Annotated in this window: 17 protein-coding genes and 5 pseudogenes; 11 read left to right on the forward strand and 11 right to left on the reverse strand. The window is 69.2% G+C overall.

Annotation, left to right across the window (positions count from 1 at the left end):
• Positions 1-7: 7 nt before the first annotated feature.
• Together ACWEQO_RS27370 and ACWEQO_RS27375 are read right to left on the reverse strand one after the other, a co-directional pair.
• On the reverse strand, positions 8-1,582 hold the full coding sequence (locus ACWEQO_RS27370; RefSeq protein WP_452985647.1) for a transposase: 1,575 nt from the start codon (positions 1,580-1,582) through the stop codon (positions 8-10).
• A gap of 144 nt (positions 1,583-1,726) precedes the next feature.
• Positions 1,727-2,236: pseudogene (locus ACWEQO_RS27375) on the reverse strand (DUF4158 domain-containing protein); the annotation flags it as partial.
• Between the two features lie 327 nt (positions 2,237-2,563).
• On the opposite strand from ACWEQO_RS27375, the gene ltrA reads away from it, so the two are divergent.
• On the forward strand, positions 2,564-3,958 hold the full coding sequence (gene ltrA / locus ACWEQO_RS27380; protein ID WP_452985624.1) for a group II intron reverse transcriptase/maturase: 1,395 nt from the start codon (positions 2,564-2,566) through the stop codon (positions 3,956-3,958).
• A gap of 480 nt (positions 3,959-4,438) precedes the next feature.
• On the opposite strand, the gene ACWEQO_RS27385 is transcribed toward ltrA, so the two are convergent.
• Together ACWEQO_RS27385 and ACWEQO_RS27390 are read right to left on the reverse strand one after the other, a co-directional pair.
• Positions 4,439-5,317 carry a F510_1955 family glycosylhydrolase gene (locus ACWEQO_RS27385; RefSeq protein ID WP_452985625.1) on the reverse strand — a complete coding sequence of 293 codons (879 nt, stop codon included), beginning with the start codon at positions 5,315-5,317 and terminating at the stop codon, positions 4,439-4,441.
• A gap of 737 nt (positions 5,318-6,054) precedes the next feature.
• The gene (locus ACWEQO_RS27390; protein ID WP_452985626.1) at positions 6,055-6,465 is read right to left on the reverse strand and encodes a four-helix bundle copper-binding protein; all 411 of its coding nucleotides are present in this window, start codon (positions 6,463-6,465) and stop codon (positions 6,055-6,057) included.
• A gap of 829 nt (positions 6,466-7,294) precedes the next feature.
• On the opposite strand from ACWEQO_RS27390, the gene ACWEQO_RS27395 reads away from it, so the two are divergent.
• The 5 genes and pseudogenes from ACWEQO_RS27395 to ACWEQO_RS27415 form a co-directional block, all read left to right on the forward strand.
• Entirely contained in the window at positions 7,295-7,702 is a 408-nt protein-coding gene (locus ACWEQO_RS27395) for a hypothetical protein (protein WP_452985627.1), read from the forward strand.
• An 82-nt stretch (positions 7,703-7,784) separates the two neighbouring features.
• Positions 7,785-9,371 (forward strand): multicopper oxidase family protein, encoded by a 1,587-nt coding sequence (locus ACWEQO_RS27400; protein WP_452985628.1) that lies wholly within the window; start codon positions 7,785-7,787, stop codon positions 9,369-9,371.
• Positions 9,372-9,690: 319 nt separating this feature from the next.
• The gene (locus ACWEQO_RS27405) at positions 9,691-9,831 is read left to right on the forward strand and encodes a hypothetical protein (protein ID WP_452985629.1); all 141 of its coding nucleotides are present in this window, start codon (positions 9,691-9,693) and stop codon (positions 9,829-9,831) included.
• Between the two features lie 3 nt (positions 9,832-9,834).
• Positions 9,835-10,590 carry a cytochrome c biogenesis CcdA family protein gene (locus tag ACWEQO_RS27410; RefSeq protein WP_384670034.1) on the forward strand — a complete coding sequence of 252 codons (756 nt, stop codon included), beginning with the start codon at positions 9,835-9,837 and terminating at the stop codon, positions 10,588-10,590.
• Between the two features lie 197 nt (positions 10,591-10,787).
• Positions 10,788-10,901: pseudogene (locus ACWEQO_RS27415) on the forward strand (IS5/IS1182 family transposase); the annotation flags it as partial.
• A 187-nt stretch (positions 10,902-11,088) separates the two neighbouring features.
• On the opposite strand, the gene ACWEQO_RS27420 reads toward ACWEQO_RS27415, so the two are convergent.
• Entirely contained in the window at positions 11,089-11,757 is a 669-nt protein-coding gene (locus ACWEQO_RS27420) for a TetR/AcrR family transcriptional regulator (RefSeq protein ID WP_384670032.1), read from the reverse strand.
• 178 nt (positions 11,758-11,935) lie between these two features.
• Here ACWEQO_RS27420 and ACWEQO_RS27425 point away from each other — a divergent pair, with 178 nt between their 5' ends.
• Complete coding sequence (locus ACWEQO_RS27425) at positions 11,936-12,577, forward strand: DUF2218 domain-containing protein (protein WP_384670030.1); 642 nt, start codon at positions 11,936-11,938, stop codon at positions 12,575-12,577.
• Positions 12,578-13,038: 461 nt separating this feature from the next.
• Here the strand turns inward: ACWEQO_RS27425 and ACWEQO_RS27430 are convergent, their stop codons facing one another.
• Together ACWEQO_RS27430 and ACWEQO_RS27435 are read right to left on the reverse strand one after the other, a co-directional pair.
• A complete protein-coding gene (locus ACWEQO_RS27430) occupies positions 13,039-15,309 on the reverse strand; it encodes a heavy metal translocating P-type ATPase (protein WP_384670028.1) in 2,271 nt (756 codons plus the stop codon).
• A gap of 80 nt (positions 15,310-15,389) precedes the next feature.
• The gene (locus ACWEQO_RS27435; protein WP_384670026.1) at positions 15,390-15,668 is read right to left on the reverse strand and encodes a heavy-metal-associated domain-containing protein; all 279 of its coding nucleotides are present in this window, start codon (positions 15,666-15,668) and stop codon (positions 15,390-15,392) included.
• A 180-nt stretch (positions 15,669-15,848) separates the two neighbouring features.
• Here ACWEQO_RS27435 and ACWEQO_RS27440 point away from each other — a divergent pair, with 180 nt between their 5' ends.
• The 4 genes and pseudogenes from ACWEQO_RS27440 (at position 15,849) to ACWEQO_RS27455 (ending at position 19,177) form a co-directional block, all read left to right on the forward strand.
• The gene (locus ACWEQO_RS27440; protein WP_452985648.1) at positions 15,849-16,751 is read left to right on the forward strand and encodes a hypothetical protein; all 903 of its coding nucleotides are present in this window, start codon (positions 15,849-15,851) and stop codon (positions 16,749-16,751) included.
• Between the two features lie 92 nt (positions 16,752-16,843).
• A pseudogene (locus ACWEQO_RS27445) lies at positions 16,844-17,703 on the forward strand (IS5 family transposase).
• Positions 17,700-18,104, forward strand: coding sequence for a type IV toxin-antitoxin system AbiEi family antitoxin domain-containing protein (locus tag ACWEQO_RS27450; RefSeq protein ID WP_065000110.1), 405 nt, complete (start codon positions 17,700-17,702; stop codon positions 18,102-18,104). Before ACWEQO_RS27445 ends, ACWEQO_RS27450 begins: the two are co-directional and overlap by 4 nt.
• 233 nt (positions 18,105-18,337) lie before the next feature.
• Complete coding sequence (locus tag ACWEQO_RS27455) at positions 18,338-19,177, forward strand: IS5 family transposase (protein WP_452985630.1); 840 nt, start codon at positions 18,338-18,340, stop codon at positions 19,175-19,177.
• Positions 19,178-19,213: 36 nt separating this feature from the next.
• On the opposite strand, the gene ACWEQO_RS27460 is transcribed toward ACWEQO_RS27455, so the two are convergent.
• The 4 genes and pseudogenes from ACWEQO_RS27460 to ACWEQO_RS27475 all read right to left on the reverse strand — a co-directional run.
• Complete coding sequence (locus ACWEQO_RS27460) at positions 19,214-20,326, reverse strand: tyrosine-type recombinase/integrase (RefSeq protein ID WP_452985649.1); 1,113 nt, start codon at positions 20,324-20,326, stop codon at positions 19,214-19,216.
• Between the two features lie 540 nt (positions 20,327-20,866).
• Positions 20,867-21,372, reverse strand: a pseudogene (locus ACWEQO_RS27465) (transposase); the annotation flags it as partial.
• Positions 21,373-21,400: 28 nt separating this feature from the next.
• Positions 21,401-21,739 (reverse strand): sulfurtransferase TusA family protein, encoded by a 339-nt coding sequence (locus tag ACWEQO_RS27470; protein ID WP_452985631.1) that lies wholly within the window; start codon positions 21,737-21,739, stop codon positions 21,401-21,403.
• 39 nt (positions 21,740-21,778) lie between these two features.
• Positions 21,779-21,985: pseudogene (locus tag ACWEQO_RS27475) on the reverse strand (MFS transporter); the annotation flags it as partial.
• Between the last annotated feature and the right edge of the window lie 124 nt (positions 21,986-22,109).

The following is a 22,109-nucleotide window of genomic DNA, read 5'->3' on the forward strand; positions in this document are numbered from 1 at the left end:
ACAGGGCTCACTCCTGCCCGTCGTCGTCCTCGTCCAGCTCGACCGTTTCCGGGTCGCGCAGCGGCCGTAGACCGCCGCCCGCCGGGGTGGAGGCGGTGAAGCTGTAGCGGCCCAGGACGTTGAGGTTCTTGTGCTTCAGAGGGGACAGTCGCGCCACGTCCTCGTCCCGGATCTCGTGGCCCTCGGCGCGGAGCTGAGCGACAGCGGCGTCGATGTACCGCGTGGTCCACAGCACCACGGCGTTGAGGACCAGGCCGAGCGAGCCGAGCTGGTCTTCCATCCCGTCCCGGTACGCCTGGTGGATGGTGCCCTTCTTGCCGTGGCAGATCTCGCGGGCCAGCTTGTGGCGGGACTCCTGGACGGTGAGCTGCTTGTGCATCTGCCGCCGGTAGGTGTCGTCCATGGGGTCGACTACGGCGAGCAGGTGCAGCGTCTTCGCGATCCGCCCGTACTCGGCGAACGCCTGCCCCAGCGGGGTCGGGTGGCCCCCACGGCCGAACATCCGCAGCAGGTCATACGCCCTGACCTGGTTGGTGACCAGGGAGCCGGCCACCCGCAGCATGTCCGGCCAGTGCGTGATCACCTTCTTCACGTTCACCTTGTTGCGGGCGATGGCCTCCAGCGGCCCGTACCCGCCCGCCGCCTCGGCGCCGGGCATCTGGGCCTTCCAGAACCGCTGGTCCTCCAGATCCTTGAAGCGTGGAGAGAACCGGTAGCCGAGCATCTTGAAGATGCCGAACACCATGTCGGAGTACGAGGCGTTGTCGGTGGCGACCATCTCCGGCTTCACCCCGCCGTCCAGGTTCAGCAGCGCGTCGAGGATGAACAGGGAGTCACGCGGCGTGCCGGGCACCACCATCTGCCCGATACCGATCACCTGGTCATTGATCGCGTTCAGCCAGGTGATGCCCTTCTTCTTCGCGAAGTACTTCGGCGAGGGTGCGGCGTTGATCGTCCGCGTGGGCACGACGAAGCGCAGGCCGTCGACGGAGGCCAGCAGGCCCTTGCCCCAGAACTCCACGACCGGCACCCGCCCCTGGGCCTCGATCAGGGCGGCGTTCGCCGCGGCGATGGTGTCGGACCGCAGGTAGGCCGCACTGGACAGCGCGGCCCGCGGTGCGACCTCCTCCAGCGCCGCCCACAGCGCGGCCACGTCGACATCGCAGCCGGTCTGCTCGATGAGCTCCAGCTCCTCGATGAACACCGCTGCCGCCCTCGCCACCAGCCGCGATGCCTTCTCCAACTGCGGCAGGGTCGACAGGCGCTGCTTGTCCGTGGACCGCTTCGCGGCACTGATCAACCGGGTGGCCATCAGGATCTCGAACAGGTCCAGCGCGTCGTCGATCGCCTTCGCCTCCAGGTAACGCATCACCGCGGTGAGCATCGCCGTGCGCTTGGGCTCCGAGGCCCGCTCCAGCTTCGCCGCCTTCGTGCCCAGCCCGTAGCGGGCCAGCGCGGACAGCCGGTTCGGCGGGATCTTGTCCAGCTTCACCCGCCCCAGATGGAAGGCTGCGATGTCCTCGACCCGCTGCAACGCGCCCTTCATCGCCGTGCCCGTGGTCCGCGTCGGCGGCCGGCGCATCCGCTCCAGCTCCGAATACCGCTTGCCCTCCGGCGTCTTCAGCGTGGCCACCAGATCCCCCGGCAGCGCCGCGTCCGCCCGCCGGACCTCCTTGGCGACCGTGGCGTGCAGCCGTTCCTCCGCGATTCTGCGGACCTCGGCGACCTGCCGGGCCAGCACGCTCACCCCCGGCAGCAGCACCCGGTTGCGGCGCAGCCAGCCCACCGAATGATCGAACAGGGCCTTCGGCCCCTCGGCGTGCGCCGTCCATGCCCGCCCGTGCAGGAACGATCGGAACTTCCGGCCCTGAGCGTGGTCCTCGTACTGGTGGTAGCCGTACGCCTCGCGTATCTCCCACGCGTGCTCGTACGCCGTCATCTGCCGCTCGGTGTACCGCTTGATCTGAGAGGCATCCTCGACCTCCAGCTGCGCGGCCAGGTGCTCCACCACCGGCCACGGCACGGCCAAGGGGTCCTCCAGGAACAGCCCGATGTACCTCACCGTGCACATCTGGAGAGCGAAGCCGAGGCGATTGTGGTCACCACGCCGCTTCGCGATCAGCTTCCGGTCCTCGTCATCGAGGAAGAAGAACCGCTCCAGCTCAGGTCTCGTCGGCTCATCCGCGAACGATCCGAACGCGGTGGCCTGCTCATCAGTCAAAAATTCCACGGGCATATCGCGGACGTATCCAGCCGCGGCGAACGAACGTGGATCTTCCGCCGAACACCCCCGACGAGCCGATCATGTGTGCTAGACGATCATGATCAAGTGCTTAGCGCTAATGACTGTTCCGTTGGTCCCCAAGGCCGAGGCTGGCGGGGCTGGGCGCATCGACCGCCGATCGGTTGGGGACGGGGCGGAGCCGCCGTAGTACTCCGAGGCCGGGAGAGCCGGCCACATGGGGAAGGGCGGCAGCGGTATCGAGAAGGGAAGGACGCTGCAATGCCGGAAGATGCCCCGCCGAATGGCGGAGCTTTGGGTCCTCGGGCCCGGGTACTGGGGATGCAGACCAAGCTTCACCGTTGGACGGTGGCCGATCCCGGCCGCCGGTTCGATGACCTGTTCAACCTCGTGCACGACCCGTCGACGCTGTTGGTGGCGTTCGACCGGGTCGCGGGCAACCAGGGAGCCCGGACCCCAGGCGTCGACGGTCTGACCGCGATAGACGTCGAGGAGTCGATCGGTGTTCCCGGGTTCCTGAACGGCCTGCGGGCCGCCCTCAAAGACGGCTCGTTCCGTCCGCTGCCGGTGCGGGAACGCAGCATTCCCAAGCCCGGAGGCTCGGGGAAGGTCCGCAAGCTCGGGATTCCGACGATCGCGGACCGGGTCGTTCAGGCGGCGCTGAAGCTGGTGCTGGAACCGATCTTCGAGGCCGACTTCACGCCGGTCTCCTACGGGTTCCGGCCCCGACGGCGGGCCCAGGACGCGATCGCCGAGATCCACTATTTCGGCACCCGTGGTTATCGCTGGGTGCTGGATGCGGACATCGAGGCGTGCTTCGACTCGATCGACCACACGGCCCTGATGGACCAAGTGCGTCGCCGGGTGAAGGACAAGCGTGTCCTGGCGCTGGTCAAAGCCTTCCTCAAGGCCGGAGTCCTCACGGAACTCGGCGAGAGCAGGGAGACACTGACCGGCACCCCGCAGGGCGGCATCCTGTCCCCGCTGCTGGCGAACATCGCCCTGTCGGCGCTCGACGAGCACCTGCACGGGCCATGGCAGTCGGGCGGGACGATGGCCACCGAGGGCAAACGCGCCTACCGGCGCCGTAAGGGTCAGCCCACGTGGCGGGTCGTCCGCTACGCGGACGACTTCGTCGTCCTGGTGCACGGCACCGAGGCCGACACCGCGGCACTGCGCGAGGAAGTCGCCGACGTGCTCGAACCCCTCGGCCTGCGTCTGTCGCAGGCCAAGACCCGGATCACGCACATGAGCGACGGTTTCGACTTCCTGGGCTTCCGCCTCCAGTGGAAACGCAAGGGAGGCACGACCAGATGGCACGTCTACACCTTCATCGCCGACCGGCCCATCCGGTCGCTGAAGGCGAAGATCCGTGCCCTGACAGGCAGGACATCGCAGCAGGATCTCGCCGCCGTGCTGATCAGACTCACTCGGATCATGCGCGGTTGGGCCAACTACTTCAAGCACGCGGTCGCCAAGCATGTCTTCGACAGGCTCGACGCTCTCGTGTGGTGGCGTCTGATCCGCATGCTGCGGGAGCGTCACCGGTGGAGTTGGGGCGACGTCCGCCGCCGGTTCACCACCCCCACCGGGCGGTGGCGACCCATTGCGGCGGACGGGATCGAGCTGTTCCGGATCGCGTCGGTCACGGTCAGCCGTTACCGATACCGGTCCGGCGCGATCCCCAACCCCTGGCAGCCTGCTAACCCCGTCTGACGGCAGAGACCGTGGAGAGCCCGTTGCGTTGAGAGGCGCACGGCGGGTTCGGCGAGAGGTCCGGAGAAACGGACCGGGAGCGATCCCGGCACCGCGCTCCGGGCCTACTCAGCGAAAGATCCTGCTGGCTCTCGCCGGCAGGAGGCGCGCGCGTTACGCGAGCTGCGAGGACCACGCGTCGTTGGGGTCCGGGGAGGCCGGACTCAAGATCGCTCACGGAATGTGTGCCAGAACCCCTTGGGATGAACGAAGCCACCCAGCTGAAGGTGGCGGCGACTACGGGGATTGTCAGCCAGGAGGCGCAGAGCGCGGACTTCCGCACCTGGCTGTCCGGACAGGCGCGGTGACGTACCGGGCCGCGAGGAAACGGGGGTGGGCCGGCGCCTTTCGTTCCGGGCCGCCCCCTGATGCTGTCCGTGGAGTCCCGAGCAGACGGCTGCCGTGTAGAGCGTGCCGGGTGACGGGGGCGGCCCGCCCTGGCTAGTGGCTGCCGTCCGACATCGCCAGGCGTCGGGTGAAGGTCTTGCCGTCGTCCTTGGACTCGTAGACGCCGCCGGCGGTGGCGGCCAGAACATGGTCGGGGCCGACCGCGGTCAGGGCCTGGGGCTGCCCGCCGGGCACGGTGCCGGCCTTGGTCCAGCTCTTGCCGCCGTCAGTGCTGCGGTGCAGCGCGCCGTCGAGGTCGATCCCGTACAGCTCGCCCTGCTCGGCCCAGGACAGGTAGGCCATGACCGGCCCGGCGCCGCCTGTGAAGGTCTTGCCGCCGTCGGTGCTCTTGGCGACGCCGTTCTCGGTGGTGGCCAGGACGGTGCCGGGGGCCTCGGGGCTGACGGCGATGTCCAGGGCGGCCAGTTCGGCGCGGTCCTTCCAGTTCTTGCCGTCCTTGCTGACGCGCAGCAGTCCATTGGTGCTGTCGTAGCCATAGATGGTGCCGTGCGCCCGTTCCAGGGCGTGGAAGTCGGCCTTGCCGGCGAGGGAGAGGGGCTGCCAGGTCTTCCCGGCGTCGGTGCTCTTGATCAGGCCGCGGTTGGCGTGGTCGTCGCTGCCCGCGGCGGGGTGGCCGCTGCCGAGGAAGGTGTCGGTCCCGGTGATGGTGAAGCCCATGTAGTCGGCGGTGTCCCCCGTGCGTTTGGCCGATCCGTTGCCGTCCACGGCGATGACGCCGTGGTGGGTGGCGACGTAGAGCTTCTTGTCGCCGGGGTTGATGCCCAGACCGTGGACGTGGCTGATCTCGATGCCGGACGTGGGGGACTGCTCGGTGGAGGAACCTTCGGGGGTGTCCGAGTCGGTGGAGCAGCCGGTCAGGACGGCCGCCAGCAGGGTCGCCGCGGCGATCGGGGAACGGAAGCGGACAGACATCAAAGATCCTCGCGTTGGTGCGGTGTGAGACCGGCCGAGGTATGCCGGTACGGCCGGGTCGGGGCGGGTTCGCGTCTGAGGCCAACCTAAACGGCTCGTTGTCCGGGTCTGTGCGGAGGGCGCCGCAGATGGCCTGCTGGCCCGCCGACACCGGACCCGTCCCGCCGTGGTGTCACCGCGCGAATCGGTGTCCTACCCTGGTCGAGCTGTTCAGTTCGGCGACGAGGGCCTTGGCCTTGGCCCGTACCGCCTGGTGGTTCTCCGCTGCCCCGATGGCCCTCGCTGCCTCGCTGAGCATCCGGAGCAGCACCGGTGTAACCGGGGCTCGGCCGGAGCCGGGTCTCATCCGCCTCGGCGAGTTTCCGCGGCGCCCGCCGCGTCCCCACTCTCGTCCCGGCCGGCGGCGCCGCCCTCGTCGGGCCCATCGGCGACCAGCTCCGCGACCATCTCACCACCGCGAACGGAGCCGAACAGAAGAGCCACGGAAGGGAGGGACGCCGTGAAGGCCGCTTTGACCGCCGCCGACCTGCGCCGCGTGGCGAACCATCCGGCCACTCGCTGCCTACTGGCCTGCCTGTTCACCGCCGTGGCGCGCCGGGCGCAGCACCCGTCCCGAACCCCTGCCCGGCAGGAGCCTGCTCGTCTTGACGGTTTCCCGCACGGCCACGGGGTGGGCCGCCGCAACGCTTCCGTCGTGGCGGCCCGCCCCCATTGCCGAGCCGGGGGCCGGCAAGAGATCAGCCCAGAGTGGCGAGGAGTTCGTTGCACGCCTGCTCGCAGCGGCGGCACGCCTCGGCGCAGATCCGGCAGTGCTCGTGCATGTCGGCGTGGCGCTCGCACTCCTCCGCACAGGACTTGCAGACCGTGGCGCAGGCCTGGAGCTGGGCGCGGGTGATGTTGGCGTCGTAGCCGGTGTGCCGGGAGAGGATCTTGCCGGTGGCCTCGCAGATGTCCGAGCAGTCCAGGTCGGTGCGGATGCACTTGCGCAACTCGGCGATTTTGTCCTCGGACAGGCAGGCGTCCGCGCAGGCCGTGCAGGCCTGCGCGCAGTCGAAGCACGCGGCGATGCAGCGCTCCAGTGCCTCGCGATTGACGCCGTCGAGGTCGGCCGGGTAGGTCCGCAGCATGTCCCTGACCGTCGTGGTCATGGTGATCATCCTCTCCGTGTGTTTTCTCTTTCTCTTTCTCTGCCGGCGCGGGCCCAGGACCGCGCCGTAGTGGTGGCAGGTGACCCTGACAGGGCCACTGCAAACCGACGGCCGCCCCCGCTTCGGCGGCGGATGCGGCCGTCCTCGGGCTCCGGGAACCGGGACGGGCCAGTGGTGATGGGCGTGGACGGCCGCATGGCCGCATCCGTGGGCGATCGGACAGCGGTTGGCCGGCGCACAGCGGGCATGAGGGGCGCAGTCGGAGCGAAGGCCAGGACGCCCCGGAACAGCCGACCGGCCGGGCCTGCTGCACCCTCTCGGGGATTTGGCGAGCATGGGGGCGTTCTCGACGACCTCCGTATCAGGGCCGGCGGTGTCCGCGGCAGCCGGAAGCGACGCGTCCGCAGCCCTTCCAGCAGGCTCCTGCCCGCCTCCCGGCGGGGACGGACGCGGCGGCGACCATCACAGCCGGCAGCAGGCGCAGGGTGGCGGCGGTGATGTGCCGCTTGCGGCCGTGGACCTTCTTCCCGCCGCCCCACCCGGGTGATGCGGGCGGCGTCGACGCGGCGGGCCTTGCCGCGCAGCCGGTCGTGCAACTCGGTGATCAGGCCCCTGTCCCGCCGGCGCCGACGGGAGGCGTGGACGCGATCCCGCCGGGGAGTCCGCGGGCACCACACACCATGTGATGCCGCTCGCGGCCGGGGGCCAGGTCCCGACTTCTCCCGGAACGACCAGGGCCGGCCCCGGCGGGATTACCCCGCCGGGGTATCCTCCGGGCAGAAGGCCGCAGACAGGGAGGCGCGTGGTGAGGACGGGGAGGCAGAGGTGCGTGGCCTGGGCCGTCCGTCTGGCCCTGTTGTCCGCCGTCCTGTTCGGTGTGGTCACGATGCACTCCTTCGGCCACCCCACCCAGCAGACCCCCTCGCACAGCTCCGCGTCTTCCGCCGAGCCGGCGTCCGACATCCCCGCCGGCCACGTCGCCCATACGACATCGAACACCGCTGTCGGCATGCCGACAGCGGGTGACCCGTCCCCCGGCATGGTGCTGGACCCGCTGTCGGTGTGCCTGGCCGTGCTCGTCGTGTGGACCGCCGCCCTGCTGACCGCCGCATGCCTCTCGCGCCGGGCCACCGACCGTCTGGGCGCTGCCCGCACGCGCCTCCTGCGCGCCCTGTGGCCGGTACCTCCTCCCGGAGGCCGGATACTCCTCGCCCGGTTGTCGGTACTGCGCCTGTAGGAGCGCGCCCCGCCGCTCCCCATCAAGGGGCGGTCTTCGCGTCCTCCTCACGCAGCGACATCGACACGAGGTGCACTCACCCATGCGCACAACCACCCGCCGCGCCGTGCTCGGCACGGGAATCGCCATTGCCGGCAGCGGCCTGCTCACCGCCTGCGCCGGCTCCTCCAACCACGCCGGCCGCGACACCAAGCCCTCGTCCGCGGCCGGGGGCGACTACGTCTCGCCGGACGACCGGGAGGTCGCCGACGCCGAGGCCAAGCGCAACCCCGGCCCCGAACGGAAGGTGAAGCTCACCGCGGCCCGCACCCGGCTCGACCTGGGCGGCCGCACGGTCAGCACCTGGGCCTACGGCGACCGGCTGCCGGGGCGGGAGGTCCGCGTCACCGCCGGGGACACCCTCGCCCTCACCCTCGCCAACCACCTGCCCGAGCCGACCTCCGTGCACTGGCACGGGCTGGCGCTGCGCAACGACATGGACGGCGTACCCGGCCTGACCCAGCGGCCGATCAAGGCCGGGGCCTCCTTCGAGTACCGCTTCGCCGTCCCGCATCCGGGCACCCACTGGTTCCACCCGCACTCCGGTGTGCAGCAGGACCGCGGGCTGTACGCGCCGCTGATCGTGGAGGACCCCAGGGAGCCGCTGCGGTACGACAAGGAGTGGGTCGTCGTCCTGGACGACTGGGTCGACGGGGTGGACGGCAGCACCCCGGACGCCGTGCTCGCCGAGCTCAGCCAGGGCATGGGCGACATGGGCCACGGGGACATGGGCCATGGTGACCACGGCATGAGCGGTATGTCGGCATCCGGTGAGAAGTCGCCGTCCCCCGGGGCTTCCGGCCCGTCTCGGATGCTGATGGGCTCGCACAGCGATCTGCTGGGAGAGGACGCGGGTGATGTCGCATACCCGTACTACCTGGTCAACGGCCGTACCGCCGAGGCTCCGGAGAGCTTCCGCGCCAAGCCCGGCGACCGCATCCGGATCCGGATCGTCAACGCGGGCGGCGACACGGCGTTCCGGGTCGCGCTCGGCGGCCACGAGATGACCGTGACGCACACCGATGGCTTCCCGGTCGAGCACGCGACGACAGACGCACTGCTGCTCGGCATGGGCGAACGTTACGACGTCCTGGTCACCGCCCAGGACGGCGTCTTCCCGCTGGTCGCCCTCGCCGAGGGCAAGAAGAAGACGGCGATGGCACTGCTGCGCACCGGCGGCGGCTCCGCACCGGAGCCGTCGGTCCGCCCGGCCGAGCTGTCCGGGAAGGTGCTCACGGCCGACCGGCTCAAGGCCGACGAAAGCGTGCGCCTGTCCGAGCGCAAGCCGGACCGGACGGTGAAGCTGAGCCTGACGGGTGGCATGGCGAAGTACGACTGGGGCTTCAACGGCAAGAGGTACGATCCCTCACACCGCCACCCGGTTCGCGCCGGCGAGCGGGTCCGCCTGGTCTTCACCAACACCACGACGATGTGGCACCCCGTCCACCTGCACGGCCACACATTCGCCCTCGCAGGCGGCGGCCCCCGCAAGGACACCGCCATCGTCCTGCCGGACGAGACCCTCACCGTCGACTTCGACGCGGACAACCCCGGCCTGTGGATGGTCCACTGCCACAACGTCTACCACGCCGAGGCAGGCATGATGACCGTCCTCGGCTACCGAAGGTAGCGACGCCCCGGACGGAATCTGCACGCACCCACCCACCGGCACCGGCCCGCCCCGGCCCGGCTGCGTCACGCCACCTCGGTGGCAGCCCTCCACCACGGGGTGGCGACTGCCGTGCCGGGCCTTCAACGGTTCTGGCTGTACCGGACCACCCTGCCGTAGCGACCGTCCGCTTCCTGGTTTCTCTCCCACCGAATCTGCAGAGGTGCCTGTTATGCCGCATTTCCCACTCGTTTCCGGCCGTTCCGGCATACCACGGTGCACCGCCGTTGCCGCCCCGGCGGCCGCATCCCCCGACAACCAGCGCCTGACGCACCCGGCGGTGGAAGACCGCACGGTGGTGCCGGAACGTCGGGGCGAGACGCCGACCGGCAAGCCGATCAGTCACCCCGAACACTGCGGCAAGCCCCTGGGAACCAACGTGCGGGGCTCATTGCACGACCCGGTCCTCAAGGAAGGCTGAGGCATGCTGCTGGCTCTCGATCTCAACGGCACCGTGCTGACCGGCTCGGTGCTGCTGGCCATCCCGATCGCCGCGCTGGCCGGGCTGGTGTCCTTCTTCTCCCCCTGCGTGCTGCCGCTGGTGCCCGGCTACCTGTCCTACGTCACCGGCATGACCGGGGCAGACCTCGCCGAGGCCCGGCGCGGCCGCATCCTGGTCGGCACGCTGTTGTTCCTGGCCGGGTTCACCGCCGTGTTCGTCTCCTTCGGCGCCGCCTTCGGCTACGCCGGGAACGCCCTGCTGGAACACCAGGACATTCTCATCCGGGTGCTGGGTGCGGTGACCATCCTGATGGGCCTGGCCTTCATGGGCGTCATACCGTGGCTGACCCGGCGCGAGTTCCGCATTCACACCAGGCCGGCTGCCGGGCTGGTGGGCGCGCCGATGCTGGGAGTGCTGTTCGGGATCGGCTGGACCCCGTGCATCGGCCCGACCCTGGCCGCCGTGCAGGCCTTGGCGTTCAGCGAGGCGAGCGCCGAGCGCGGGGCGCTTTTGACAGTGGCGTACTGCTTGGGGCTGGGCGTGCCGTTTCTGGCGGCGGGGCTGGCCTTCCGCAAGGCGATGGGCGTCTTTGCCTGGGTCAAGGCCCACTACCGGTGGGTCATGTGGGCTGGCGGCGGCATGATGGTCGCCACCGGTGTGCTGATGGTCACCGGTATCTGGAGCTATTTCATCAGCTATATGCAGTCCTGGACAGCCGACTACACCATCGGCATCTGAACCCCGCCGGGTGCGCAAGTACCACCGCAGCCGCTCCCACCCGATCGACGTGAAGGGCCGTGATCGATGTGAAGGATCGTGAAGGTGACTGAGCCTCTTTCATCTGCGCGGCAGGAGTGAACGGACCGGTTTGCAAGGACGGGTGACGAGGCAGAGCTTCTCATCGTTGACGTGGTGATTCTCCCAGCACGCCGACGATCAGAGGAGCCCTGTCGGTTTTGTCCCCTGCCATGCTCGACGTCCCCCACGAGCTGGTCGAGCACGTCTCCTGGCTCCTCGACGCACGAAGGCGTGCACCGCGTTCCTCCTGGTGATGACCCTCTCCTCGCCCACCAGGAGGCCCGGCTCCATTTCCCGACAGCCTCCTGCGCAATGCGAATCGAAGTTCCTCTGAACGGCGGCGATGACCGGGCTCAGGCGCAGTCCCCACAGCGGATACAAGGCCCCGGCGGCGAAGGAGACGCCAACGCCGCACCCACCAGCGGATCGTGACGCTTCTCAGTCATGGCGGCAAGAGCCCGGGGTATGCCGGTGCCCGGAGCGGCGCGACGGATGAGCGGAGGCGTCCGTGCGCGGCCCGTGTTCCGAGGCGGCGCGGGAACGAAGTCCGGCCAGGGTGACCGTGACGAGGCGGAGCGCCGCGGCCTGGGACGACAGGCCGCTGGCCGCGGTGAGGGCATGCAGGCAGTAGCTCGCGAGCTCGCCGGGCGGGACGTCGTCGCGGACACTGCCGTCGCGCACGCCGTCGGCCAGCAGCTCCTCGATCATGCTGTGGAGCTGCCCCCGGGCCCGGACGATCTGCGGGTCGCGGTGCAGGAAGGCCGCCAGACCACTTTCGTGATGACCTCTGGTGTCGTGCGTGGTGAGGGCGAAGGCCCGCAGTACCGCCTCGAGCTGTTCACGGGTGTCCGCGCTCTGATCGCGGACCTGGACCAGGTGCTCGAGGTGGTGGCCGACCTGGCGCTCGTGCCAGGCGAGCAGGATCGACTCGACATCGGGAAAGTACTTGTACAGCGTGGCGCGCCCGATCCCGGAGTCCTTGGCGATCTGCGACATCGTCACCGACGCGAGTCCGCGTTCTGCGACCAGTGCCGCGGTGGCGTCCAGCACGGCGGCGCGTACGGCGGCGCGGTGCGCGTCGATCGTCTCCGTCCACAGCTTCGGCACACCGTCAGCATACGGGCCGCCACGTGCGTGACATCATGCATTGACAGAGACAGAGTGTCTCGATAAACCTGATGAGGCTGCAAGCCGGCCAGCGTCGCGGCGGAAAGGGGCGGCCATACCCCACCCGACGGGTCGCGTCCCTGTCCTGCTCCAATCCGCCCACCGTGAAGGAAACGCCATGCTGAGCACCGAAGCCCACGTCGCGACCGCCCGCCCGAGCCGGTACCTCATCCAGCTCTGCAAGCACTTCTCCCGCAAGGGCCGGCATCTGAGTCACCGTCCCCGCTCCCACCTCGGCGTCGACGCGCAGACACTGAGCGCGATGCGGATCGCAGCGGAACAGGCCCAGGTCGACTGGTCCGAAACCGAAGGCAGCGTCAGCCTTCCGTGGGGCACGATCACGCTGCGGACCGCACCAGGTGTACTGCTGCTGCGGGTCGAGGCCGCGGGTGAGGAGAACCTCCAGCGGCTGCAGGACCTTGTGACCCAACACGTGGAGCGGTTCGGCCGGCGCGACGGGCTGCAGGTGAGCTGGCAGCGCCTCGCGTCGGCTGTCGAGCCCGAGAGCTCCGGTGCAGCCGAAACAGCCGGAGCGTCAGGAAGGACAGCCGCTGGCCGGAGCGGGAATCTGAAGCTGCTGGGCCTTGCCGCCGCCGTGGTGCTAGCCCTCGCCGCCCACCTGGGTCTGGGCGGTGCCGTGGTGGCGAACTGGCACTCGGCCGGAGGGGCCGTGGGTGCTGTCCTGGCGGCTTTCCTGCTGAAGGCAGCCGTCGTGGGTGGCTTCGCCCTCCACCGCGGCCGGGCCACCAGGCGCCGCTAGGTGTGCTGCTCGGACAGGTTGGTGACGCGGCTGGCTGGTGAGTGGGACCAGCTTTGCTATCCGGCCCGGGCAGGTCGAGGCTGTCCCGGGCGGGCGTGCGCGCAGGGCACACTCAAGGGCGATCGGCCTGAGCGAAGGGGCGGTTACACGCTTCCGTGCAAAACGGGCGGTCAGCACCCTGATGCGTGAGGTGGGAGGCCAGGGCCTTGAGCAGTGCGGCGGCGGCCACCCTGACGACCGGGTGTCCCGCTGTCCGGCGCATGGTGCTGGTCCATGACGGTGTAGTCATGAGTGAACTCCCCTTGGGCGCGTGCTGACATCTGCGGTGATGTAAGGGCCGGCGGTCTGCGCGGTCAGAGTCTTCGAGTGTCATCACCGTCTGCCCTCCTCTTCAACGGCGCAGCCGGAACGAGGGGCGGGCCCGGAAGCCCGCCCCTCATCGGTTGCGGCGGGGCACGGTGTCAGCTGGCGGCCTTGAAGCCGCGCAGGCGCAGGCTGTTGCCGACGACGAAGACCGAGGAGAACGCCATGGCGGCTCCGGCGATCATCGGGTTGAGCAGTCCGGCCGCGGCGAGCGGAAGGGCGGCCACGTTGTAGGCGAAAGCCCAGAACAGGTTGGACTTGATGGTGCCCAAGGTTCTGCGGGCCAGGCGGATGGCGTCGGCGGCGGCGCGCAGGTCGCCGCGGACCAGGGTGAGGTCGCCGGCCTCGATGGCGGCGTCGGTGCCGGTGCCCATGGCCAGCCCGAGGTCGGCCTGAGCGAGCGCTGCGGCGTCGTTGACGCCGTCGCCGACCATGGCGACCGAACGGCCTTCGCTCTGCAGGCGCTTGACGACGTCGACCTTGTCCTCTGGCATGACCTCGGCGATCACCTCATCGATGCCGACCTCGGCGGCCACCGCCTCGGCGACGGCCTTGTTGTCCCCGGTGAGCAGGATCGGGGTCAGGCCCAGGGCGCGCAGCCGGGTGATGGCCTCGGCGCTGGTGGTTTTGACCGCGTCGGCGACCTCCAGGACCGCCCGTGCCTCGCCGTCCCAGGCGACCGCGATCGCGGTGCGGCCCGCGGCCTCGGCGTCCGCCTTGGCGCGCGCCAGGTCGGCCGGCAGTTCCATGGCCCACTCGGCGAGCAGCTTGGTCCGGCCCACCAGGACCGCGTGACCGTCGACCACGCCCTGCACGCCGAGGCCGGGCACGTTGGCGAAGTCCTCCGGTGCCGGCAGGGCGCCGACCCGCTCGGCGGCGCGGGCGGCCACCGCCCGGGCGATCGGGTGCTCGGAGGCGTGCTCCAGAGCGCCCGCCAGGCGCAGCACCTCGGCCTCGTCGGTGCCGTCGGCGGTGTGCACGGCCAGCAGGGCCATCTTCCCGGTGGTCACCGTGCCGGTCTTGTCCAGGACGACGGTGTCGACCTTGCGGGTGGACTCCAGCACCTCCGGGCCCTTGATCAGGATGCCGAGCTGCGCGCCGCGCCCGGTGCCGACCATCAGCGCGGTCGGGGTGGCCAGGCCCAGGGCGCAGGGGCAGGCGATGATCAGGACGGCGACGGCGGCGGTGAACGCGGCCGTCAGCCCGGCGCCGTTGCCCAGCCAGAAGCCCAGGGTGCCCAGCGCCAGCGCGATCACGACCGGGACGAAGACGGCTGAGATCTTGTCGGCGAGCCGCTGGGCGGCGGCCTTGCCGTTCTGCGCGTCCTCGACCAGCTTGGCCATGCGGGCGAGCTGGGTGTCGGCGCCGACCCGGGTGGCCTGCACGACCAGGCGGCCGCCGGCGTTCACGGTCGCCCCGGTGACGGCGTCCCCGGCGCCGACCTCGACCGGCACGGACTCGCCGGTGAGCATGGAGGCGTCGACCGCCGAGGCGCCCTCGACGACCGTGCCGTCGGTGGCGATCTTCTCGCCCGGCCGGACCAGGAACAGGTCCCCGCCCTTCAGCTCGACCACCGGGATCTGCTCCTCCCGGCCGGCCCGCAGGACGGTGACGTCCTTCGCGCCCAGCTGGAGCAGCGCCCGCAGGGCGGCGCCGGCCTTGCGCTTGGAACGGGCCTCGAAATAGCGGCCGGCCAGGATGAAGGCGGTCACGCCGGCGGCGGCCTCGAGGTAGATGTTCCCGGCGCCGTCGGTGCGGGCGATGGTCAGCTCGAAGGGGTGGGTCATGCCGGGGGTGCCGGCGGTGCCGAAGAACAGCGCCCACAGCGACCACAGGAACGCCGCCGACGTACCGACCGAGATCAGCGTGTCCATGGTGGCCGCGCCGTGCCGCGCGTTGGTGAACGCGGCCTTGTGGAAGGGCCAGGCGGCGTACGTCACCACGGGCGCCGCCAGGGTGAGCGAGAGCCACTGCCAGTACTCGAACTGCCAGGCCGGCACCATCGCCATTGCGATCACCGGGACGGCGAGCACCACGGCCGTGACCAGCCGCTGCCGCAGCGGTCGCAGCTCATCGCCTTCCGTTTCCTGGCCCGGCGCGCCGTCCTGACCGTCACCGGCCGCGCCGGGCGCGGGGTCCGGCTCCGGCCGGCGGGCGGTGTAGCCGGTGGCCTCCACCGTGGCGATCAGGTCTGCGACGTCGAGGTCGGGGCGGAAGGCGACCTTGGCCTTCTCGGTGGCGTAGTTGACGGTGGCGGTGACCCCCTCCATCCGGTTCAGTTTCTTCTCGATCCGGGCGGCGCACGAGGCGCAGGTCATGCCGCCGATCGCGAGTTCGACCTCGGCTGTGTCGGGGACCGTGGTAGCCATCGCTGCTCCTGGGACTGGGTGGGGCAAGGGGAAGAAAGGGGGCCGGGCCCGCGGGCGGGCCCGGCAGACGAACAGAGCCGTCAGGCCGCGCGGCCGGTGAGCTCGTAGCCGGCGTCGTCGACGACCTTCGCCAGCAGCGCGTCCTCGGGCTCGCCGGAGCTGGTGACAGCGACCTGGCCGCTCTCCAGGTCGACGTCGACCGCCAGGACGCCGTCCAGGGCGCCGATCTCCTTGGTGAGCGTGGCCTTGCAGTGCCCGCACGTCATCCCGGAGACGTTGTAGACGGTGGTGGTGCCCTCGGTGGTCGCAGCCGTGGCGGCGTTGGTGGAGCAGCTGCCGTCGGAGGTGCAGCAGGACATGGGTTCCTCCCAGAGATGAGCACGGGTGTACCCCCGGGGGGTACCGATGACGCCATTAGGTATACCCCCTCGGGGTATGTTTGGCAAACGTCTCCGCGTCTCCTACGCATACCCCTGGGGGGTATATAGTCAGGGGTGTCAGCCAAGGAACGCGGCGACACCGCCGAGAAAGGGACCGTCATGAACACCGGCGTCAAGATCACTGCTTTCACCGCCGTCCTCGCGGCGACCTTCGCCGCCGCCTACGGTGTCGGCGCGGCCACCGGCCCCCTCGCCTCCGACCCGGAGCCGGCAGCCCACGCCGGGCACAACCGGCCCGCATCCCCAGGTCACAGCGCCGGCGGACACAGTGGCCACGCGGACACAGCGCCCGCAGGCCTGCAGATCTCCCGGGCCGGATACACCCTCGACCTGAAGACCCCCCGTCTCACCGCGGGAGAGGACAACGAGCTCCGCTTCGCCATCCGTGACCAGGAGGGACAACAGGTCACCACCTACCGCCGCGAGCACGGCAAGGAACTGCACCTCATCCTCGCCTCACGCGACCTGGTCACCTACCGGCACCTGCACCCCACCCGGGCCGCCGACGGCACCTGGAGCACCCCCGTCACCCTGCCCGCCGCCGGCTCCTACCGCCTCTTCGCCGACTTCACCCCAGCCACCGAAGACACCACCAACCTCACCCTGGGCGCCGACCTCGCCGCCTCCGGCACCTACCAGGCCCCCGCCCTGCCCGAACCCGCCGCCACCACCACCGTCGACGGCTACACCGTCACCCTCGACGGCGACCTGCACCCCGGTAAGGCGGCCGAACTCACCCTCACCGTCAGCCGGGACGGCCGTCCGGTCACCGACCTTCAGCCCTACCTCGGCGCCTACGGTCACCTGGTCGCCCTGCGCTCCGGCGACCTCGCCTACCTCCACGTCCACCCCAACGGCGAACCCGGCGACGGCACCACCAAGCCCGGCCCCGATGTCTCCTTCACCGCCACCGCGCCCAGCGCTGGCACCTACCGCCTCTTCCTCGACTTCCAGCACAACGGCACCGTCCGCACCGCAGCCTTCACCATCAGAGGGTGTTAAGTCCCGTTCCTGATGATGTGGTGTCGCCCGTTCGTGAGTGATGGGGCGGTTCCTCCCCCACGTCGTGTCGTGTGCATGATGGGGTCGCGGGCATGGAACGGATGCCGTACGCAACCGACTTGACCGACGAGCAGTGGGCGTTGATCGAGCCGCTGGTCACCGCGTGGAAGCAGGAGCGGGGGCGCGGTCGGCGACCGGGGCCCCGGGCTCCTGCGACCTGCGCGAGGTCGTGAACGCGCTGCTCTACCAGAACCGGACGGGCTGTCGGTGGCGGCTCCTGCCCCACGACCTCCCGGCCTGGTCGGCGGTGTTCTACTACTTCACCCTGTGGCGCCAGGACGGCCTTGACCAGCGGATCCAGGAGATCCTGCGCTGCCAGGTGCGGGAGCGGTCCAGACGGTTAGAGGACCCGTCCCTGGTGATCATCGACACCCAGTCCGTCCGCGTGGCGGCCGGGGTGCCGAAGGAGACGACGGGACTGGACGCGAACAAGAAGACGCCCGGCAGGAAGCGGGGACTCGTCGTCGATGTGCTGGGCCTGATCATCGGTGTGGTGATCCTCGCCGCGAGCGCGCACGACAACGAGGCCGGCATCGCCCTGCTGGACCAGGCGGCCGAACGATGCGGGATGCGCCTGGAAAAGGTCCTGGTCGACCAGGGCTTCAAGGACGCCGTGATCATCCACGGGGCGGTGAAGGACATCACCGTCGAGGTGGTCCGGCGCAACCCCGACGACGAAGGCCAGGGCTTCGTCCCGCAACCGAAGCGGTGGGTGGTCGAGCAGGCCAACGGCACCCTCATGCTGCACCGGCGCCTCGCCCGCGACTGCGACCACCGACCCGACAACGCGGCCTCCCGGGTCTACTGGGCCTCCACCGCCGGCATGCTCCGCCGCCTCACCACCCCCACCCCCACCCCCACCTGGCGGGACGACGTGGAGCTGGCCGCGTGAACGTCAGCGAACTCCTGCGGCTGCTGCAGACCGAACACGATGAGACCGCAGCCCGCGCCGACACCCTGCGCGAGCAGATCGAGCGGCTCACCACCGCCCTTGCGGAGACCGCAGCCCGCCTGGCCGAGCTCGCCGCCACCCGCAAGGTCATCGACGGCCTCACCCCGCCCGACCACGCGACGGCCCCCGCGGAGACCGCCACCGCCACCGTCTACCAGCGCATCGTGACCACGTTCAACGAGCACCCCGGGAGGGTGTTCCGCGTCCGCGATCTGCACGAACACCTCGGCCTGCCCACCGACGAACCCTCGATCAACGTCACCCGCTCCCGCCTGGGACGACTCGTCCGCCAGGGACTCCTCGAACAACCCGGACGCGGCCGCTACAAAAAACGGACTTAACGCCCTCTCAGAGGGCGTTTATGCAGGTCAAGTGCCATACGCGCCTTATGTGAGTGTCCCGCTTCATCACGGATGGCCCGATGCGCGAAGGACATCGCCCGGCGGGGCGGTAGCCTCGCCACCCGTCTCATCCGCTTCTGGGTTCGGAAACCCGTCTGACGTAGAGATACAGCAGAACCTCCCAGCCATCAGCGGAACGAGAAATTCCGGCATGCCCATGCTCAGGCTGTGCTGTGAGTGAGCGCAAGCCGTACCCCAGCGACCTGTCGGACGCCCGATGGGCCCTGATCGAACCGACGTTGACGGCCTGGCGCAATGCCCGTCTCGAACGTCGCCCCACCGGCCGGCCGGCGAAAGTCGACCTGCGTGACGTGTTCAACGCGATCCTCTACCTCAACCGCACCGGAATCCCCTGGAAATACCTCCCGCACGACTTCCCCGGCCACGGCACCGTCTACTTCTACTACGCCACCTGGCGCGACGAGGGAATCTTCACCCAGCTCAACTACGACCTCACCGCCCTGGCCCGAGTCAAGGAAGGCCGGAAGCCCGAGCCGACGGCCTCCGTCATCGACACCCAGAGCGTCAAGACCTCCACCAACGTGCCCGTGACCAGCCAGGGAACCGATGCCGCGAAGAAGATCGTCGGCCGGGAACGCGGCATCCTCACCGACACCATCGGCCTGATCCTCGCCGTGACCGTCACCGCCGCCGGCCTCTCCGAAAACGCCCTGGGAATACGCCTCCTCGACCAGGCGAAAAACACCTATCCGACCATCGCCAAGAGCTGGGTCGACACCGGCTTCAAGAAGACCGTCGTCGAACACGGGGCGAAACTTGGGATCGATGTCGAAATCGTCGACAAAAACCCAGGAACCCGCGGCTTTCACGTCCTGAAAAGACGTTGGGTGGTGGAGCGGAGCATCGGTTGGATCATGATGCACAGACGACTTGCCCGCGACTACGAGACCCTCGCCGCCAGCTCTGAAGCCATGATCCACATCGCTTCGATCGACAACCTCGCCAAGCGCATAACGGACGAGGTCACGCCAACCTGGCGAGGAACCTACTAGGGCATAAGTAGCAACTCGGTCACATTAAACGCCCACTCAGGCCGCGCCCCACAGTCCAGCGTCCAACACCCGCGCCGCCTTGGTGATGCTCCCCGGCATCAGATGCCGGTAGGTGCGATACGTCTCCTCGATCGACTTGTGGCCCATCCATTCCGCCACATCGGTGATCGGTATCCCGTTCCCAAGCGCGTTCGAGGCGAAGTAGTGCCGGAAGCCGTACATGCCGACACCGTCCTCTGCAGGCAGGTCCTTGAAGAGCTTCTGCACACGGCGGCGTTCCATCGGCTCCGTGTAGTAGCCGCTCGGACCGCGCAGCAGATAGCCCTCCTTCGTGGTGCCACGCTTCTCCTCGTACCGCTCCATCGCCTCCCGCACCGAGCGCGGCAGAGGAACCTCCCGGAACTCCCCCGCCCTGCGATGCTTCAGCTTCGCCGGCCTGTGCGTGTTGGAATGGATCTGCTCATGCACCCGGTAGACGTCATCCGCCACAACGTTGTTGACGTTCACTGCCCGGGCTTCCCCGTTCCGCAAGCCGCAGCCCACCATCATGACGATCTCAAGCGCGAGATGTTCGTCAGCGGCTGTCAGGGCCTTCTTCACGTAGGCGAGGGACGGGATGACCACCTTTTCGCGGACGTATTCCGGTTCCTGGACACCCCTCACAGGGTCGTCCGCCATAGCGCCCTTGCCATACGCGTCCCGGAGGATCGCCTTGAGGACGCGGAAGATGTTCACCTGGTTCCCGCGCCCCACCCCGTCCGTCTCCAACTCGTCCAAGAAGCGCTCGACCACGATGGGCGTAACCGAGTTCAGTTTCCGCGACCCGAGACGAGGAATGATGTGCACGTTGATGGAGCTGTCCACGTGCCATCCCGTCGAGTACTCCGTCATCTTGCGCTGCCGAGGCCGCCACTGCTTCGCGTATTCCATGATCGTCTGCTGACCGAGTTCGCGGCGAACCTCGGCGACGGATGGCGCCGTGGTCTTCTTCTCCGCGTAGATCTGCGTGAGACGCTCGATCGCGTCGTCCTGCGTGTCGTAGCCGGCTTCTTCACGTTGCTTGCCGAGAGCGTCCCGGAACCGAATCGTGTACGGGTGCGGGCAACGGGTCGGCCTGGAACAACCGCACTCCTTGAAGAAGGACCCCATCCCACGGGCGAGCTGTCGAGCCACGTATCAAGCCTTCCGAGCAGGGCGATGAGCGGCGCAGGAGGCCCCTGCCGTAGGCGCAGGTCAGCATGCCGGACACCGTCCGGCCCGATGCTGACCGTTTGCTGACCTGGAGGCGGCAATCAGGGCTCTGACCTGCGGAAATGCCCAAACGCTAGATCTTGGACTTGAACAGAGTACGCAGCATTTGGGACTCCCGGAAGACGGCTCCCTGCCAGCTTTCTGCAGGTCAAGGGCGTTCTTCACTTTACACTGGCACGCGTCGGACTCGAAGATCTCGAGGAACATCGGTTCACTCCGGAGAGACGGTTCCCGGCCTGCGCTTCCGTGCGAGCCAGGCTGTTGTGACGCCGCCGGCCAATCGCCTGTTCGGACACCCGTCTCGGAATGTGCGGGGACTGATGCTGATCAGATGCCGACTCACCTGACGGCACATCAGGTACATGAGGGGGCACAGGACGACTCGCTTCCCCCGGGAGCACCCGAAGCTTCCTCGCCGTGCTCGAGGGTGGTTTCCGGCGGCCGGTTCTGCCACTCGGCCATGCCGTCCATGACCTTGTCGGTGATGGTGGAGACGGTCTGCTTGGACACCTCGGCGCCGTACACCTCGGCGAGATGAGCCGATATCTCGCCGTGCGTGAGTCCCTTCGCGGACGGGGACAGCACCATTTCATCCACCCCGGTCAGGCGCCGCTGCCGCTTCTTGACGATCTGCGGCTCGAAGCTGCCGGCGGTGTCCCGGGGCACCTTGACCTCGACCGGGCCGACGCCAGTCAGCACGGACTTCGCCCGGGTGCCGTTGCGGCTGCTGCCGTTGTCCTTCCCCGCCGGATCGTGCTTCTCGTAGCCGAGGTGATCGGTGATCTCACCCTCCAGGGCCGACTCCAGCACCCGCTTGGTCAGCATCTGCCGGGGGTTGCCCCCTGCGGGGACAGTCCGCCCTCGCCGGTCAGCTGCAGCCCCTCACCCCGGGCCCGGTCGACCAGCATCGCGACGAGTTGCTCGTCCGACGCAGCCGACGGCATCGCACCACCGACCGGCTCCTTCACGGACTCATGCTCGATCGTCGTCTCGCTCACTTGGCGTCTCTTCCTTGATCAGCAGATCCGCCGTGATGAGACACTCCCCCTGCCGAATTCTTGTGTTCAGCGACTGGTGCCAGGGGGCATGGGGTCGGGTCCCCGTCGGCTTGGCGGTGAAGCGGAGGGCGCAGACGTCCCGGTCATGGTCGGGAACGGGGCCGAGGCAGTCGTGGCCGGTCTTGCAACACCAAGCGGGCAGGTCGGCAGGGTCGGTGGCGATGACGTGGACGACGGTGCCCGGCTCGGTGCCGTCGATCTCCTTGCGCAGGCGCATCAGGAGGGTGACGCAGAGCAAGCCGATGCCCGTCAACCGGCATGCTCAGCGCGAGGGTGTCGGGGTTCATGGGGCTCATCGGCAGTACGCGGTGGCGGCGACGGCAGGCAGGAGGACGAGGGCGGGGCAGCTCGTGGCGGCGACCATGATGCCGGAGGCCACGCCGCCGGTGGCTCCGGCGATGGCGATGGAGACGTCGGCCATGCCTTGCGTCTTGGCTCGGGTGGCCAGCGGTACGGTGTCCGTGGTGATCGCGGTGCCGGAGACGAGGCCGAAGTTCCAGCTGTCATCGCGCTGATGAGCTCCCTGCGATCAACCCCCGTTGCTCAGGGGTGTGACGCTCGGCCCTTCTCTGAGCCAGGTGCGGACTGTGCCGCGCAGCACGGCCAGGTTCTGGGCGACTTGG

The organism is Streptomyces sp. NPDC004051 (assembly GCF_053604275.1).